We start from the raw sequence: 14,855 nt of genomic DNA, 5'->3' as shown, positions 1-14,855 counted from the left end.
AGAGCATGTCGAAGATCAGGCCCAGCAAGGGCGCCCCGTACGCGCGGATCCTGGGTGTGGGCGGCTACCGTCCTGTCCGGGTCGTGCCGAACGAGGTGATCCTCGAGACGATCGACTCCTCCGACGAGTGGATCCGCTCGCGCTCCGGCATCGAGACCCGGCACTGGGCCTCCGACGAGGAGACCGTCGCCGCGATGTCGATCGAGGCGTCCGGCAAGGCCATCGCCGACGCCGGGATCAACGCCGACCAGATCGGCGCCGTGGTCGTCTCGACCGTCTCGCACTTCAGCCAGACTCCGGCCGTCGCGACGGAGATCGCCGACAAGCTCGGCACGAAGAAGGCCGCCGCCTTCGACATCTCGGCCGGCTGCGCGGGCTTCGGCTACGGCCTCACGCTCGCCAAGGGCATGATCGTCGAGGGTTCGGCGGAGTACGTCCTCGTCATCGGCGTGGAGCGGCTGTCCGACCTGACCGACCTGGAGGACCGTGCGACGGCCTTCCTGTTCGGTGACGGCGCGGGCGCGGTCGTCGTGGGCCCCTCCGAGGAGCCGCACATCGGCCCGACCGTGTGGGGCAGCGAGGGCGACAAGGCCGGCACGATCAAGCAGACCGTGCCGTGGGACCGTTTCCGCATCGGCGACGTGTCGGAGCTTCCGCTCGACTCCAAGGGCGAGATCAAGTTCCCTGCGATCACGCAGGAGGGCCAGGCGGTGTTCCGCTGGGCCGTGTTCGAGATGGCGAAGGTCGCCCAGCAGGCGCTGGACGCGGCCGGAATCACCGCGGACGACCTGGACGTCTTCATTCCCCACCAGGCCAACGAGCGGATCATCGACTCGATGGTGAAGACGTTGAAACTGCCGCAGCACGTCACGGTCGCGCGTGACGTACGCACCACCGGCAACACCTCGGCCGCCTCGATCCCGCTCGCGATGGAGCGGCTTCTGGCGACCGGCGAGGCGAAGAGCGGCGACACCGCGCTCGTCATCGGCTTCGGGGCGGGTCTCGTGTACGCCGCGACGGTCGTTACTCTCCCCTAGGCACTCCGTGCCGGATCATCCGGTCCGTACGGAATACCGCCAACCCTCTCTGGATACACACCGAAGGAGCGCCTGACATGGCCGCCACTCAGGAAGAGATCGTCGAAGGTCTCGCCGAGATCGTGAACGAGATCGCCGGGATCCCCACCGAGGACGTCCAGCTGGACAAGTCCTTCACCGACGACCTGGACGTCGACTCGCTGTCCATGGTCGAGGTCGTCGTCGCCGCCGAAGAGCGCTTCGACGTCAAGATCCCGGACGACGACGTCAAGAACCTCAAGACCGTCGGCGACGCGACCGACTACATCCTCAAGCACCAGGCCTGATCCAGCGATCGGGCCCGGTTCGCCCGGCCCGGTCCACCGATCAGTCCGTTGCCCCGCCACCCGGCGGTGGCGCCGCTGAATCCTCGTATTTGGAGAAAGAATTCCCGTGAGCTCGACCAATCGCACCGTGGTCGTCACCGGTATCGGCGCAACCACACCGCTGGGTGGCGACGCAGCCTCTACCTGGGAGGGCCTCGTCGCCGGCAAGTCCGGTGTCCGCGCCCTGGAGCAGGACTGGGCCGCCGACCAGGCGGTCCGAATCGCGGCGCAGATCGCCGTGGAGCCGGGCGAGGTCATCCCCCGCCCGCAGGCCCGCCGTCTCGACCGCTCGGCGCAGTTCGCCCTGATCGCCGCCAAGGAAGCCTGGGCGGACGCCGGTTTCACCGACAAGGCCGGCGACGACGCCTCCGTCGACCCGGACCGGCTCGGCACCGTCATCGCCTCCGGCATCGGTGGCGTGACGACGCTGCTCGACCAGTACGACGTGCTGAAGGAGAAGGGCGTCCGCCGCGTCTCCCCGCACACCGTTCCCATGCTCATGCCGAACGGCCCGTCCGCCAACGTGGGCCTGCTCGTCGGCGCCCGCGCCGGCGTGCACACCCCCGTCTCCGCCTGCGCCTCGGGCGCCGAGGCCATCGGCTACGCCATCGAGATGATCCGCACCGGGCGCGCCGACGTCGTCGTCGCCGGTGGTACGGAGGCGGCGATCCACCCGCTGCCCATCGCCGCGTTCGGCAACATGATGGCGATGTCCAAGAACAACGACGACCCGCAGGGTGCCTCGCGCCCCTACGACGTCGCCCGTGACGGCTTCGTCCTCGGTGAGGGCGCCGGCGTCCTCGTCCTGGAGTCCGCCGAGCACGCCGCCAAGCGCGGGGCCCGGGTGTACGCGGAGGCGGTCGGCCAGGGCATCTCCGCCGACGGCCACGACATCGTGCAGCCGGAGCCGGAGGGGCGTGGCATCTCCCACGCCCTGCAGAACCTGCTCGACAACACCGACCTGGACCCGGCCGAGATCGTGCACGTGAACGCGCACGCGACCTCGACGCCCGCCGGTGACGTGGCGGAACTGAAGGCGCTGCGCAAGGTGTTCGGCGACGACGCCGACCACATGGCGGTCTCCGCGACCAAGTCGATGACCGGTCATCTCCTCGGTGGCGCGGGGGGTGTGGAGTCGGTGGCGTCGGTGCTGGCGCTGTACAACCGGATCGCTCCGCCGACCATCAACGTCGAGAACCTCGACCCCGAGGCCGAGGCGAACGCCGACATCGTGCGCGGGGAGGCTCGCAAGCTGCCTGTCGAGGGCCGCATTGCCGCGCTGAACGACTCGTTCGGGTTCGGTGGGCACAACGTGGTGCTGGCGTTCCGTACGATCTGAATTCGGCCGTAGGTGTACTGAACCGGCGTGTGGCCCGGACTCCCTGTCGGAGTCCGGGCCACATTTGCTTGTTCGTCGGGTGCGGGACGGTGGGGGCTGGGCGCGCAGTTCCCCGCGCCCCTAAAAGCTTCCCCTCACGCCCGTTTGTCAGGTCAGACCACCTGATGGAGCCAGCGGACCGGGGCGCCCTCTCCCGCGTAGCGGAAGGGTTCCAGTTCGTCGTCCCAGGGCTTGCCCAGGAGTTTGGCGAGGTCGGACTCCAGGTCGCTCTCGCCGCGCTGGGAGCGCAGGAGGGCGGCGCGCAGGCGGTCCTCGGGGATCAGGATGTCGCCGTGGATTCCGGTGACGGCGTGGAAGATGCCCAGTTCGGGGGTGCAGCTGTAGCGCTCGCCCTCGGCCGTGGGGCAGGGCTCGGCGGTGACCTCGAAGCGCAGCATCTGCCAGCCGCGCAGCGCGGAGGCCAGCTTGGAGGCGGTGCCCACCTCGCCCTTCCAGGAGAACTCGGATCTCCAGGTGCCCGGCGCGGCGGGCTGCCGGATCCAGTCGAGGTTGACGCGGGTACCGAGCACGCCCGCGACCGCCCACTCGACGTGCGGGCACAGCGCGCGGGGCGCGGAGTGCACGTAGAGAACTCCACGTGTCGTCACTGGGGCCTCCGGACAGAGCGAGACATCTTGTAACTTAGCGGAAAGGCAGTGGCAGGGCGGCCACGTGGCGAGGCTACCGTGCGGCGGCGCAAGGAGTGTGACGTACCGTCGGTCCCAGCGCCCAGAAACATTGAGGTTTCACCCAAGGGGACGCGGTGCGACCGGTCGTGTACTGCGGGGTGTCGGCCAACCGTGTCGCATGGGTGCTGAGCAATGGTGCTGAGCAATCGTGCTTGACGAACGAGGGGACCAGGGGATGCGTCACAGGAGTCACCGTTCTCGGGCCGCCCTCGCCATCGCGTCGGCGGCTCTCCTGGGCGTCGCCGTCGCCGGCTGCGACGCCGTCGGTGACAACTCCCCGGCGCCCCGGGGCACGACGGCCAAGGCGTTCCCGAAGCCGACCCCCACCTGGGACCGCAGCCCGACGTCGATGGCCGCCGTCGGGGACTCCATCACCCGCGGCTTCGACGCGTGCACCGTGCTGTCCGACTGTCCGGAGGTGTCCTGGGCGACCGGCAGCGACACGAAGGTCAAGAGCCTCGCCGTACGGCTGCTCGGGCAGGCCGGGGCCGCCGAGCGCAGCTGGAACTACGCGGTGACCGGGGCCCGGATGGTGGATCTCCCCGACCAGATGGCACAGGCCGTCACGAAGAAGCCGGAGCTGGTGACCGTGATGGCGGGCGCGAACGACGCCTGCCGCTCGTCGGTATCGGCGATGACCCCCGTCGCCGAGTTCCGCGCCGAGTTCGAGGACGCCATGGACACGCTGCGCAAGGCGCTGCCCAAGACCCAGGTGTACGTGTCGAGCGTGCCGGATCTGAAGCGGCTGTGGTCCGAGGGGCGGAGCAACCCGCTGGGCAAGCAGATCTGGAAGCTGGGCATCTGCCCCTCGATGCTGGGCGACGCGGACTCCCTGACCACGGCGGCGATGCGGCGGCGCACGACGGTGCAGGACCGGGTGGAGGCGTACAACCAGGTCCTGAAGGAAGTGTGCGCCAAGGACCAGCACTGCCGCTTCGACGGGGGCGCGGTCTTCGACTACCGCTTCGGCACGGACCAGCTGAGCCACTGGGACTGGTTCCACCCGAGCAGGGACGGGCAGGCGCGGCTCGCGGAGATGGCCTATCGGGTGGTGACGGCGACGAAGCCGGTGAGCTAGGACCTGCCGTTGGGATCCTTGGCCTAGGCTTTCGATCATGCACTGCGAATTCTTCGGCACTCTTCCCGACGGCACCCCGGTCCACCGCTGGACGCTGGAGCGCGCCGGGGTGCGGGTGCGGATCCTGACGTACGGCGGGATCGTCCAGTCGGTCGAGGTCCCGGACCGGGACGGGGCGCGCGCGGACGTGGTGCTGGGGTTCTCCGACCTCGACGGCTATCTGACGCACACGGGGCCGTACTTCGGGGCGCTGGTCGGGCGGTACGCGAACCGGATCGCCGGGGGCCGCTTCCTCCTCGACGGCCTCACCTGTCACCTGGCGCAGAACAACCCGCCCAACTCCCTGCACGGCGGGGAGCGCGGCTTCGACAAGCGGGTGTGGGACGCGGAGCCGGTCGATCACGGGCTGCGCCTGACCCGGGTCTCCCCGCACGGCGAGGAGGGCTTCCCGGGCCGTCTGGAGGTCTCGGCGACGTACACGCTGGACGAGGCGGGCGCGCTGGGGATCGCGTACGAGGCGGTCACGGACGCGCCGACCGTGGTGAACCTGACGAACCACACGTACTGGAACCTGGCCGGTACGGGCAACGCCGGCGGCCACGAACTCCGGCTGGACGCCTCGCGGCTGACGCCGGTGGACGCCGATCTGATCCCCACCGGGGCGCTGGACGCCGTCGACGGGACGCGGTTCGACTTCCGTACGGCGCGGAAGGTCGGCGCCGGCTACGACCACAACCTCGTCCTCGACAAGGGGCTCACGGAGACCGCGGTCGAGGTCGCCGAGCTGCACGACCCGTCCTCCGGGCGGACACTGACGGTCGCGACCACCGAACCCGGGCTCCAGCTGTACACCGCGGAGCATCTGAGCGACCCCTTCGCCCCCGGGGACGGCGTCGCGCTGGAGACCCAGCACTTCCCCGACTCCCCCAACCGGCCCGAGTTCCCGAGCACGGAACTGCGGCCGGGCGGGGTGTACCGGTCGGAGACCGTGTACGGGTTCGGCGTCCGCGGCCAGTAGCCGACGACCGGCGACCGACGACGGACGACCGACCGTCAGACGCTCTCGCCGCGCATCCGCTTGGCGGCCCTGCCCAGCAGGGTCATCGCGCCGAGGCAGACCGCGACCACCACGGCGCCGATCAGCGCGGGGAGCGGGGACTTGCCCTTGATCCCCTCCACGAGCACGGTGGTGGCCAGCACCATGATGATCGAGTACAGGCTCCGGCCGACCTTGGCGCCGGCCGGGATCACCCGCAGCAGCTGCGGGATGGTCGTGGCGGCGGCGATGCCCATGCCGAACGGGATGAACGCGCCGAGCACCAGGGCGCCGAAGCCGAACGAGTTGCCGTACGCGCCCCATCCGGCGCCCTTGTAGAGCAGATAGCCCGCGGCGCCGAGGGACAGCAGGACGAGTACGCCGTTGAGGTACGCGGCAAGGGTGGCGGCCTTGCGGGCGCCCGGCAGATGCGCGGCCGGGGAGCGCCAGGCGTCCGGGGTGATCAGGCGCAGCTGCTGCTTGAGGGCCCGCATCCGTGTCATGGCGAAGAGGCCGACGGCCACGGCGACCAGTCCGACGGCCGTGGCCGCGAAGCCGATCGGTGTCCGCGTGATGCCGTAGTGGGCGCCGCCGAAGGTCAGCGGGATGCCGAGGACGAAGCCGTACGCGTACGTCTTCGCCTGCTGCTGGATGCGCAGCACCAGCTGTCGCTGGTCGGGGGTGAGGTGGGGATCCAGCCGCATCTCGCCCTCGCCCAGGTGCTGTTGGGGGGCCTGGGGCTGCTGCTGGTACTGAGGCGGGTACGGGACCTGCTGCGGAGGCGGGTAATAGGGCTGCTGCCCCTGATACGGCCCCTGCGGCGGGTACGGGCCTGGCTGCTGACCTGGGTACATGCGTTGTTCTCCCCCGAACCGGCGTGTTCCGGCCCGCGAGTCTGCCTCAGGTGGCCGAGAACCGACGAGCCCCGATCCGGATGTCAGGTTCCGGACCGGGGCTGCTCGGGGTGGACTCGTCCCACGTCAGACGTTAATCGTCGCCGCGACCCGACGGTCGACGATCGAGCGACCCGCAGCAATCTCGTACGAACCCTTCACAAACACCCAGGCTCCGGTGCTCTCGTCCCAGACCTCGAAGGCCCGGCGCGGGAGTACGAGGACGACGTCGACACTCTCGCCGGGGCCCGCCTCGACGCCCGCGAAGGCGGCGAGCCACCGGGCCGGACGCTCGGCGTCGGCCTCGACGGGCGCCAGATAGACCTGGACGACCTCGCGCCCGGCCCGCGTACCGGAGTTGCGGACGCGGACCGTGACCGTCGTACCCGAACCGGCACCGGAACCGGAACCGGCACCGCCGTCGCCGCCGAGCTCGATCGACTCGTACGTCCAGTCGGTGTAGCCGAGGCCGTGTCCGAAGGCGTACGAGGGGGTCCTGCCCTCCTTCTCCCAGGCGCGGTAGCCGATGAACACGCCCTCGGTATACGGGAGTTCGCCGTCGTCCGGGACCACCTGGGTGACCGGGGCGGCCGTGAGGGAGCCCCAGGTGGTGGGCAGCCGGCCGCCGGGCTCGTGGGCGCCGGTGAGGACGTCGGCGAGGGCGGCGCCGCCCTCCTGGCCGGGGAACCAGCTGAGCAGTACGGCCGCGACCTCCTCGCGCCACGGCAGCTCGACCGGGGAGCCGGCGTTGACGACCACGACGGTGTTCGGGTTGGCGGCGGCGACGGCGTGCACCAACTCGTCCTGACGGCCGGGCAGCTGGAGGTCCTTACGGTCGAAGCCCTCGGACTCGACGCGGTCGGTGGTGGCGACCACGACGACGGCGGTGTCGGCGGCGCGGGCGGCTTCGACGGCCTCGGCGATGAGTTCGTCGGGGTCGCGGCGCGGGTCCAGGTGGGCGAGCGCGAAGCCGACCACCTTCAGCGGCGCGCCCTCGGGGACGACGATGACGTGCCGCAGCGCCACCTCGTAGGTCTCACCGGCGACGAGATCCACCTGGGCGCGCTCGACGGGGGCGCCGAAGAACGCCTCGAAGGGGTCGTCCTTCGTGCTGCGCTGGATGTCGTCGAAGTGGACCGTGCCGTCGACGGTGAGCGTGAACGCGCCGAGGCCCTTGATGCCGAGGGTGTGGGTGCCGCTCTCGCGCGGGGTGAAGGTGCCGGTCAGTTCGACGCTGTGGAGGGTGGCGTGGGTGACGCCCTCGGGGAGGTCGTCACCCATCCACTGGATCTGGCCGTTGGGGGCCGAGCCGGTGCCGATGACCGCGCCGTCCCGGTCGCGGCAGACGGCCCGCAGGGTGAACCCCCGGTCGGCGACGGCGAGTTCCTCGTTCGGGTCGGCGCCGACGGCGTACGTGAGGCTGCCCTCGGGGAGGGCGGCGGTGAGGCCGTCGAGGGGCGGGACGACCCGGGAGGGGAAGACGGTGGCGGAGCCGCCGCCGAGGACACGGGCGTCGCGGGCGGCGGCGCCGATCAGGGCGACCTTGTGCCCTTCGCCTCGCCCTTGCCCGTGCCCTTCCCCGTGCCCTCCCCCGAGCGGAAGAGCCCCTTGGTTGCGCACGAGGACGAAGGAGCGGCGGGCGATCTCACGGGCCAGGGCCTCGCCGTCCACGGTGGCGGGCAGCTCGGTGACGACCGGCTCGGCGCCCTCCAGGATGCCGACGCGGGCGGCGAGCCGCAGGACGTTGCGGACGGCCTCGTCGACCTTGGCCTCCTCGACCTCGCCCGCGCGGACGGCGGCGGCGAGCGCCTCCCCGTACACGGTCCGGGGGCCGGGCATGGCGACGTCGAGACCGCCCTCGATGGCGCCGACCGTGGCGCGGGCGGCGGTCCAGTCGGAGACGTTGAAGCCGTCGAAGCCCCACTCGCCGCGCAGGATCTCGTTCACGAGGTGGTGGTGCTCGGTCATCGTGGTGCCGTTGACCGTGTTGTAGGCGGTCATGATGCCCCAGGGGTGGGCATGGGCGACGATGGCCTCGAAGGGGGCCAGGTACAGCTCGCGCAGGGCGCGTTCGGAGAGCAGGTTGTTCACCGTGAAGCGGTCGGTCTCGGCATCGTTGGCGACGAAGTGCTTGACGGTGGTGCCGACGCCGCCCGACTGGACGCCCTGGACATAGCCGGAGCCGATCTCTCCGGTCAGGTACGGGTCCTCGCTGTACGCCTCGAAGTGGCGGCCGCCGAGCGGGGAGCGGTGCAGGTTGACGGTGGGCGCGAGGAGGACGTGGACCTGCTTGCGGCGGGCCTCCTGGGCGAGCAGGGTGCCCGCCCGGCGGGCGAGGGCCGGGTCCCAGGTGGCGGCGAGCGCGGTCGGCGAGGGGAGCGCGATCGACGGGTCGTCGGCGGTCCAGTGGACACCGCGTACGCCGATCGGGCCGTCGGACATGACGAGGGACTTGAGGCCGATCTCGGGCAGCGCGGGCAGCGACCACATGTCCTGCCCGGCGAGCAGCCTCGTCTTCGCGTCCAGGTCCAGCTTGCCGAGGGCCGCCTCGACGACCGCCTCGCGGGCCTCGTCGGCCGGTGTGCGCGTTCCCGCCATCGCGGTGCCTCCTCATTGAGTCCGTGAATCCGCGAATCCGTGAGCCCGGGAATCCGTGAGCCCTTGAATCCGCTCTGCGCGTCCATCCTGCATCCGATACCTGTAGAGCAGTAGGTTTCGTTATTTCTTCGTTACATTCCATGGGTACGCATGCCGTACGGTGACGCCATGAGCACCAGGGCCAGAAGCGAGGAGCGGCGCGCCGAGATCGTCCGGGCGGCCCTGGAGGTGATCGCCGAGCGCGGCTACCGGGGCGCGAGCATGGCGTCGGTCGCGGAACGTGTGGGGCTGACCCAGCAGGGGCTGCTGCACTACTTCCCGACGAAGGACGCGCTGCTCGTCGCGGTGCTCAAGGAGCGGGACCAGTGGGACGCCGTGCCCGACACCCAGTGGCGGGTCGACCTGCTCGCCTCACTGGTCGAGTACAACGCCATGCGGCCCGGGATCATCCAGACGTTCTCGGCGCTGCTCGGCGAGAGCGTCACCGAGGGGCACCCGGCGCGCGAGTACTTCACCGAGCGGTACGCGCGGGTGCGCGCGAGCATGGCGGCGGTGCTGCGCGCCGAGTACGGGGAGCGGCTGCCGAACGGGCTCACGCCGGAGCGCACCGCTCCGCTGCTGGTGGCGGTGATGGACGGCCTCCAGTTCCAGTGGCTCCTGGACCCGGAGTCGGTGGACATGCCGGGCGCGTTCCGGGACTTCCTCGCGCTGCTCGGCGAGGACTGAACCCGACCACCACCGCCCCTGCCACCGCCCGCGCTACTGGTGCCAGATCACGGCCAGCGTCTTGCTCACCGCGCAGACGGCGGCGAAGGCGATCGCCCACCCGTAGGCCCCGGCGAAGGCCAGCGCGGCCACGCCGGCCCCGAACCAGAGCAGTTCGAAACCGACGCGGACCGCGCCGCGCGTCTTGTACGACGCCTTCTGCGAGCCGAACAGCGCCCACAGCGTGACGAGTACGGCCGGGGCGCCCAGGCCGAGGAGCCAGATCAGCGGCGTCGCCGCGGCGCGGGTGAAGCCCCAGTACCCGACGGCCGCGAGGGCGCCGAGTTCGATGAGGAAGAGGACGCCCAGGTTCGCTGCCTTCATGGGCGGCAGTATCACCCGGAAGGGATCACTCCGGCCCGTGTGCGTCACGCGGGGCCGGTACGGCGGCCACGACCTCGATCTCGATCAGGGCCTCCGGCTTGAAGAGGCGGGAGACCTCGAAGGTCATGCTGGTGGGCGGGGCACCGGTGAGGTACTGGGCGCGTACGGCACCGTAGGTGGGGAGTTGGGTGATGTCCGTCAGATACGTACGGATGTTGATGATGTCCGCCAGGCCCGCCCCGTGCGCCCTCAGCAGGGCGTCGATGGTCTCGAAGACCCCGCGGCTCTGTTCGGTGAGGTCGGCACCGTCCGCGACCTGTCCGGAGAGGTACAACAGGGCGCCCGCACCCGGCAGTTCGACCCGGGCGACCTGGGAGTAGTAGCCGTTGGCGGGCCCCGGCGCCGAGGGCGGGTTGTCGAGCGTGATCTGCATGGGAGGCCCTCTCAGGCGGAGCGGCGGATGTGTTCGACGGCCTTCGCGATGTCCGCGCCGGCGACGACGGGATCGGCGGCGGCGCTCTTGTAGCGCTCCGACACCGCTTCGAGCACGGGGAGTTCGGCGACCTTCGTGGCGAGGGCGACGTCCTTGGCGGCGAGCGCGGTGGCGAAGTACACGTTCTCGGCGAAGGCGCGGCCGACGGCGCCGCCGAGCGGGCCGCCCGCGAGCGCGGTGCGCGCCACGTTCTCGTCGATGCCGAGCCGGTCCGCGAGGGCCATGGTCTCGGCGACGAGGGCGACCCCGCCGAGCAGGGCCGTGTTGACGATGAGCTTGAGCGCGGCGCCGGAGCCCAGCGGGCCGGTGCGGGTGACGGTGCCGAGGTGGGCGAGCACCTGCTCGACGCCCGACGCGTCGCCGCCCGCGAGGATGCCGAGCTGCCCGGCGGCCGCCTTGTCGGTGCTGCCCGCCACGGGCGCGTCGAGGAACGTCACGCCCTCCCCGAGCCGGGCGGCGAGTTCCTTGACCACGTCGGGCCCGACGGTCGACATCTCCACCCAGGTGGTACCCGGGCGCAGCTCCGGCACGATGGCGTCCGCGACCGCGTCGAGCGCGGCCGGGTTGGCGAGCATGGTGATCACCACGTCCGCGTCCCTCACGGCCTCGGCCGGGGACGCGGCGAGGGTGGCGCCCTCGGTGACCAGCGGCTCGGCCTTCTCGGCGGTGCGGTTCCAGACGGTCATCGGGAATCCCGCGGCGAGAAGTCGGCGTGCCATCGCGGTGCCCATGTGCCCGAGCCCGAGGAATGCGATCTTTTCCATGCCTTCGACGCTAGGCGGGCCCACGTGATGCGACAAGCGAATGTCTAGCATGGCTCTCATGCTCAACCCGCATGCCGTACCCGACCTCTCCAGCACCTGGCTGCGGGTCTTCCTGGAGGTCGCCCGGCACGGTTCGTTCACGGTGGCCGCGCGGACCCTCGGCTGGACGCAGTCCGCGGTGTCGCGGCAGATCGCCTCGCTGGAGTCGGCGCTCGGCGGAGCCCCGCTCTTCGACCGGCTGCCCCGGGGCGTACGGCTGACGGAGGCCGGGCGGGTCCTCGTGCCGCACGCCGAGGCGATGGTCGAGCGGCTGCACGACGCGAACCGCGAACTGGCCGCGCTGCGGCGGGTCGCGGGCGGCCGGCTGCGCTTCGGCGCGTTCGCCACGGCCGACGCCGCGCTCGTCCCCCGCGCCATCGCCGCGTTCCGCGTGCGCCATCCGGGGGTGCGGCTCACCCGTGAAGAAGGCCTGACGCCCGTGCTCCTGGAGCGGCTCTCCGCGGGCGGCCTCGACCTGGCGATCGTCTCCACGACGGGCCGCGCCCCGCTGGACCCGTACACCCTGCACCACCTCCTCGACGAGTCCCTGTACGTCGCCGTCCCCGCTGACCATCCGCTCGCCGCCGAGCCCTCCGTCCGCCTCCCCCAACTCGCCGACGCCGACTGGATATCCGGCTCCGCCCGCCCCGAGGGCACCCTGCTGGACGCGGCCCTGCGGCACGGCTTCCGGCCGCGCGTCGCGCATGTCGTGGCCGAGTGGACGGCCAAGCAGGGGTACGTCGCCGCCGGGCTCGGGGTGACCCTGGTCCCGGCGCTCGCCGCCGAGTCCGTACGCCCGGACATCGCGCTGCTCGCGGTGCGCGACGAGGAGGCGCCGGCGCGGGCGGTGTACGCGGCGACGGTGCGGGGCCGGTCACTGGGACCGGCGGCGCGGGCGTTCCTGGGGGCACTGCGGGAGGCGGCGACCCACCTGCCCACCTGAGCGACCCGCCGCCCGCGCCACCCCGGCCTCTTCGGCTGCCGGTGCCACACCTCATGGCGTACGTCCCCTCCGTCACGCGATACTGCGGCCGTCCGGCAGCACCCCACGGCGACGGAAGGCATGAACTCCCTTGACTCACATACGCGTTCGGCTCGGAGCAGGCGTACTCGGACTGGCCCTGGTGGGCGGCCTGGCCGCGGCGCCCACCGCGTCGGCGGCAGCGGCGGCCCCCGCCACCGTCGAGGAGCAGCGCCTCGACCAGGCCGCTCCCCAGGAGATCCTGCGGCGCTCCGGATTCGACACGGTGGCCCCCGGGTTCGCGCGGGCGCTGGAGCGGGCGGGCTCGTTCGGGCAGGCCGAGCGTGTCGTCGTACGGCAGGGGGCGCGGCTGTGGCAGCGGGCCGTCGACCGGGCGCAGGGACGGGGCCCGGCGGGCGGCGACCTGAGCCGGGACGACGACCGGCCGCTGTACTGGGCGCGGCTGGGGATGACGCGCGAAGTGCGGCAGTGGGAGCCGGAGTTCGGTCTCACGGACACGCAACGCGCCAAACTGCTCGACGAGTTGGAGGAGAACTCGCGCGGCGAGAACACCATCCGCTATCCGCACGCCAAGGGCGTGAAGCGGATCCTGCTCACCGGGTTCGACCCGTTCACGCTGGACCGGGACGTCCGGATATCCAACCCGTCCGGAGCCACCGCCCTGGCCCTGGACGGCACGACGATCCGGACCGCGGATGGCCCGGCGCGCATCGAGACGGCCGTGTTCCCGGTCCGCTGGCAGGACTTCGCCCAGGGCACGGTGGAGCGGACGCTGCGCCGCCAGCTCCCGCGCGTGGATCTGTTCACCACGGTGAGCCAGGGCCGCGTCGGCCGTTTCGACGTGGAGCGGACCAACGGGGCCTGGCGGGGCGGCTTCCCGGACAACGAGAACGTCTCCCGCACCGAGACGGTCCCCGTCACCGACCCGGCCTCGCAGCCGCAATGGACGTCGACGACGCTCCCGTACGCGCGGATCGTGGCCGCGCCCACGGGCCGCTTCCCCGTGTACGACCACACCTCGGTGACCGAGATCCCGGCGGGCGGTACCGATCCGGTCGTACGCCCCGACGGGCCGACCCCGGGTTCGACGGCGCGTGCCGGGGGCGGCGGGGACTACCTCTCCAATGAGATCGCCTACCGCGCGACGCTGCTGCGCGACCGCCTCGGTCTGCACGACAGCCTGCCCGGCGGGCATGTCCACACACCCGTACTGCAGTTCGGCACCGGCAACACTGACCCGGCGACGGGGACGGTCACGGACCCCGAGTTCGTTCAGAACCGGCTGGACATCATCGCCCAGGTGCGGGCGATCGTGACGGTGGCCGTCAGCGGGACGGGGCGATAGCGGCGAGGACCGTGACGACGGCCACGGCGAGGGTCTCGGTCACGCGGCGGCGCGTTGTCCGTGGTCGTCGTGGTTGTCGTGACCGCCGTGGTCGCCGTGGTCGTCGTCCGGCTCGTCCGTTTCCTCGTCCAGCAGGTCGCGGGCCATCAGTGTGGCGCCCGCGACCGCGCCCGGCATCAGGAAGACGGCGACGAACGGGACCAGGAAGGCGAGGCCCAGCGGGGTGCCGAAGCCCCAGACCAGCGTCTTGCGGGAGCGGAGCAGGGTGAGGCGGTCGCGGAGGTCGACACCCCGGCGCTGGAGGGCTACCGCGGTCAGTTCCTCCGTGAGGAAGAAGCCGGTGACGAAGAAGCCGATCACGGGGACGACGGTCTGGCCGATGAACGGGAGGAAGCCGAGGGCGAAGAGGAGGACGCCCCAGACGACGGCCCGCACGAGGATGCGGAGGCTGTCTCGCGCGGAGATCCACAGCTCGCGCCAGAGCGGGAGGCCGGACTCCGGGGCCGTGCCGTCCGGGGAGACGTCCCTGTCGACCTTCTCCGAGAGGGACTCGTAGAAGGGCTGGCCGATGAGGAGGGTGACGGCGGTGAAGGTGAGGACGGCGAGGAGGAGGGCGAGGGCGAAGAGTACGGCGGTGAGGAAGCCGCGGAAGAGGCCCAGCCAGGGGCTGGACCAGTCGTCGGCGAAGGGGGTGGACCAGGTGACGAAGTCCTCGCCGTACAGGGCGAGGGTGACGAGCGCTGCCGCGTACAGCACGAGGGTGATCAGGCCCGGCAGCAGTCCGAACCCGTACTGCTTCCCGTGCCGTGCGGCCCATCGCTGGCCCTGTATGAGATAACCGAACCCCGCCCCGAGATCACGCATGGCCCGAACTTTACCGGGGCTCGCCCCTTTCCCCTTGCCCCCGCCGCCCCTACCCGCCCCATCCCCAGGGGCTCCGCCCCTTCAACCCCGCCAGGGGGCTCCGCCCCTGCACCCCCGCGGGGCTCCGCCCCTGCACCCCACCGGGGCTGCGCCCCGGACCCCCATCGGCCTGAACGGCCTCGTCCTCAAACGCCGGACGGGCTGA

At 71.6% G+C, this 14,855-nt stretch carries 15 protein-coding genes; 8 read left to right on the top strand and 7 right to left on the bottom strand.

Translation table 11 applies throughout. The annotated features are described in order from the left end of the window. The first annotated feature begins 5 nt into the window (after positions 1 to 5). From KVT44_RS01630 to fabF, 3 genes are all read left to right on the top strand, one after another. Positions 6 to 1,037, top strand: a complete 1,032-nt coding sequence (locus KVT44_RS01630) for a ketoacyl-ACP synthase III (RefSeq protein WP_217565791.1) — start codon at positions 6 to 8, stop codon at positions 1,035 to 1,037. 77 nt (positions 1,038 to 1,114) lie between these two features. Next, positions 1,115 to 1,363 carry an acyl carrier protein gene (locus KVT44_RS01625; RefSeq protein ID WP_028800941.1) on the top strand — a complete coding sequence of 83 codons (249 nt, stop codon included), beginning with the start codon at positions 1,115 to 1,117 and terminating at the stop codon, positions 1,361 to 1,363. A 106-nt stretch (positions 1,364 to 1,469) separates the two neighbouring features. Next, positions 1,470 to 2,741, top strand: coding sequence for a beta-ketoacyl-ACP synthase II (gene fabF / locus KVT44_RS01620; protein WP_054231011.1), 1,272 nt, complete (start codon positions 1,470 to 1,472; stop codon positions 2,739 to 2,741). A 152-nt stretch (positions 2,742 to 2,893) separates the two neighbouring features. On the opposite strand, the gene KVT44_RS01615 is transcribed toward fabF, so the two are convergent. Next, positions 2,894 to 3,388 (bottom strand): DUF3145 domain-containing protein, encoded by a 495-nt coding sequence (locus KVT44_RS01615; protein WP_067369479.1) that lies wholly within the window; start codon positions 3,386 to 3,388, stop codon positions 2,894 to 2,896. A gap of 256 nt (positions 3,389 to 3,644) precedes the next feature. On the opposite strand from KVT44_RS01615, the gene KVT44_RS01610 reads away from it, so the two are divergent. Both KVT44_RS01610 and KVT44_RS01605 read left to right on the top strand, forming a co-directional pair. Beyond that, on the top strand, positions 3,645 to 4,547 hold the full coding sequence (locus KVT44_RS01610; RefSeq protein ID WP_190168685.1) for an SGNH/GDSL hydrolase family protein: 903 nt from the start codon (positions 3,645 to 3,647) through the stop codon (positions 4,545 to 4,547). Positions 4,548 to 4,584: 37 nt separating this feature from the next. Then, positions 4,585 to 5,565 (top strand): aldose epimerase family protein, encoded by a 981-nt coding sequence (locus KVT44_RS01605; protein WP_217565790.1) that lies wholly within the window; start codon positions 4,585 to 4,587, stop codon positions 5,563 to 5,565. A gap of 35 nt (positions 5,566 to 5,600) precedes the next feature. Here the strand turns inward: KVT44_RS01605 and KVT44_RS01600 are convergent, their stop codons facing one another. Both KVT44_RS01600 and KVT44_RS01595 read right to left on the bottom strand, forming a co-directional pair. Beyond that, positions 5,601 to 6,437: a hypothetical protein gene (locus tag KVT44_RS01600; protein ID WP_217565789.1), complete on the bottom strand. Its 837-nt coding sequence runs from the start codon at positions 6,435 to 6,437 to the stop codon at positions 5,601 to 5,603. Between the two features lie 126 nt (positions 6,438 to 6,563). Continuing rightward, positions 6,564 to 9,074, bottom strand: a complete 2,511-nt coding sequence (locus tag KVT44_RS01595) for a glycoside hydrolase family 3 protein (protein WP_217565788.1) — start codon at positions 9,072 to 9,074, stop codon at positions 6,564 to 6,566. Positions 9,075 to 9,224: 150 nt separating this feature from the next. Between KVT44_RS01595 and KVT44_RS01590 the strand changes: the two genes are divergently transcribed. Continuing rightward, complete coding sequence (locus KVT44_RS01590) at positions 9,225 to 9,800, top strand: TetR/AcrR family transcriptional regulator (protein ID WP_095854879.1); 576 nt, start codon at positions 9,225 to 9,227, stop codon at positions 9,798 to 9,800. 33 nt (positions 9,801 to 9,833) lie between these two features. On the opposite strand, the gene KVT44_RS01585 is transcribed toward KVT44_RS01590, so the two are convergent. The 3 genes from KVT44_RS01585 to KVT44_RS01575 are packed head-to-tail and all read right to left on the bottom strand — an operon-like array spanning position 9,834 to position 11,420. Beyond that, complete coding sequence (locus KVT44_RS01585) at positions 9,834 to 10,163, bottom strand: YrdB family protein (RefSeq protein WP_217565787.1); 330 nt, start codon at positions 10,161 to 10,163, stop codon at positions 9,834 to 9,836. Between the two features lie 25 nt (positions 10,164 to 10,188). Further along, positions 10,189 to 10,596 (bottom strand): RidA family protein, encoded by a 408-nt coding sequence (locus KVT44_RS01580; protein WP_217565786.1) that lies wholly within the window; start codon positions 10,594 to 10,596, stop codon positions 10,189 to 10,191. Positions 10,597 to 10,607: 11 nt separating this feature from the next. Then, on the bottom strand, positions 10,608 to 11,420 hold the full coding sequence (locus KVT44_RS01575) for an NAD(P)-dependent oxidoreductase (protein ID WP_217565785.1): 813 nt from the start codon (positions 11,418 to 11,420) through the stop codon (positions 10,608 to 10,610). Between the two features lie 49 nt (positions 11,421 to 11,469). Between KVT44_RS01575 and KVT44_RS01570 the strand changes: the two genes are divergently transcribed. Together KVT44_RS01570 and KVT44_RS01565 are read left to right on the top strand one after the other, a co-directional pair. Continuing rightward, positions 11,470 to 12,402 carry a LysR family transcriptional regulator gene (locus KVT44_RS01570; protein WP_254648799.1) on the top strand — a complete coding sequence of 311 codons (933 nt, stop codon included), beginning with the start codon at positions 11,470 to 11,472 and terminating at the stop codon, positions 12,400 to 12,402. Positions 12,403 to 12,532: 130 nt separating this feature from the next. Continuing rightward, on the top strand, positions 12,533 to 13,786 hold the full coding sequence (locus KVT44_RS01565; protein ID WP_217565783.1) for a pyroglutamyl peptidase: 1,254 nt from the start codon (positions 12,533 to 12,535) through the stop codon (positions 13,784 to 13,786). A 39-nt stretch (positions 13,787 to 13,825) separates the two neighbouring features. Here the strand turns inward: KVT44_RS01565 and KVT44_RS01560 are convergent, their stop codons facing one another. Next, positions 13,826 to 14,650: an EI24 domain-containing protein gene (locus tag KVT44_RS01560; protein ID WP_217565782.1), complete on the bottom strand. Its 825-nt coding sequence runs from the start codon at positions 14,648 to 14,650 to the stop codon at positions 13,826 to 13,828. Positions 14,651 to 14,855: the final 205 nt, after the last annotated feature.

Origin of the sequence: Streptomyces sp. GbtcB7, from assembly GCF_019091445.1 — a bacterium.
GTDB classification, from domain to species: Bacteria; Actinomycetota; Actinomycetes; order Streptomycetales; family Streptomycetaceae; genus Streptomyces; species Streptomyces mirabilis.
The sequence above is the reverse complement of the archived record's forward strand: the minus strand, read 5'-3'. Positions and strand labels throughout refer to the sequence as shown.

Bases quoted from the DNA above. Each gene is read 5' to 3' on its own strand.
- KVT44_RS01630 (WP_217565791.1), top strand. From the start codon at position 6: ATGTCGAAGATCAGGCCCAGCAAGGGCGCCCCGTACGCGCGGATCCTG.
- KVT44_RS01625 (WP_028800941.1), top strand. From the start codon at position 1,115: ATGGCCGCCACTCAGGAAGAGATCGTCGAAGGTCTCGCCGAGATCGTG.
- KVT44_RS01610 (WP_190168685.1), top strand. From the start codon at position 3,645: ATGCGTCACAGGAGTCACCGTTCTCGGGCCGCCCTCGCCATCGCGTCG.
- KVT44_RS01605 (WP_217565790.1), top strand. From the start codon at position 4,585: ATGCACTGCGAATTCTTCGGCACTCTTCCCGACGGCACCCCGGTCCAC.
- KVT44_RS01600 (WP_217565789.1), bottom strand. From the start codon at position 6,437: ATGTACCCAGGTCAGCAGCCAGGCCCGTACCCGCCGCAGGGGCCGTAT.
- KVT44_RS01595 (WP_217565788.1), bottom strand. From the start codon at position 9,074: ATGGCGGGAACGCGCACACCGGCCGACGAGGCCCGCGAGGCGGTCGTC.
- KVT44_RS01590 (WP_095854879.1), top strand. From the start codon at position 9,225: ATGCCGTACGGTGACGCCATGAGCACCAGGGCCAGAAGCGAGGAGCGG.
- KVT44_RS01585 (WP_217565787.1), bottom strand. From the start codon at position 10,163: ATGAAGGCAGCGAACCTGGGCGTCCTCTTCCTCATCGAACTCGGCGCC.
- KVT44_RS01580 (WP_217565786.1), bottom strand. From the start codon at position 10,596: ATGCAGATCACGCTCGACAACCCGCCCTCGGCGCCGGGGCCCGCCAAC.
- KVT44_RS01575 (WP_217565785.1), bottom strand. From the start codon at position 11,420: ATGGAAAAGATCGCATTCCTCGGGCTCGGGCACATGGGCACCGCGATG.
- KVT44_RS01570 (WP_254648799.1), top strand. From the start codon at position 11,470: ATGGCTCTCATGCTCAACCCGCATGCCGTACCCGACCTCTCCAGCACC.
- KVT44_RS01560 (WP_217565782.1), bottom strand. From the start codon at position 14,650: ATGCGTGATCTCGGGGCGGGGTTCGGTTATCTCATACAGGGCCAGCGA.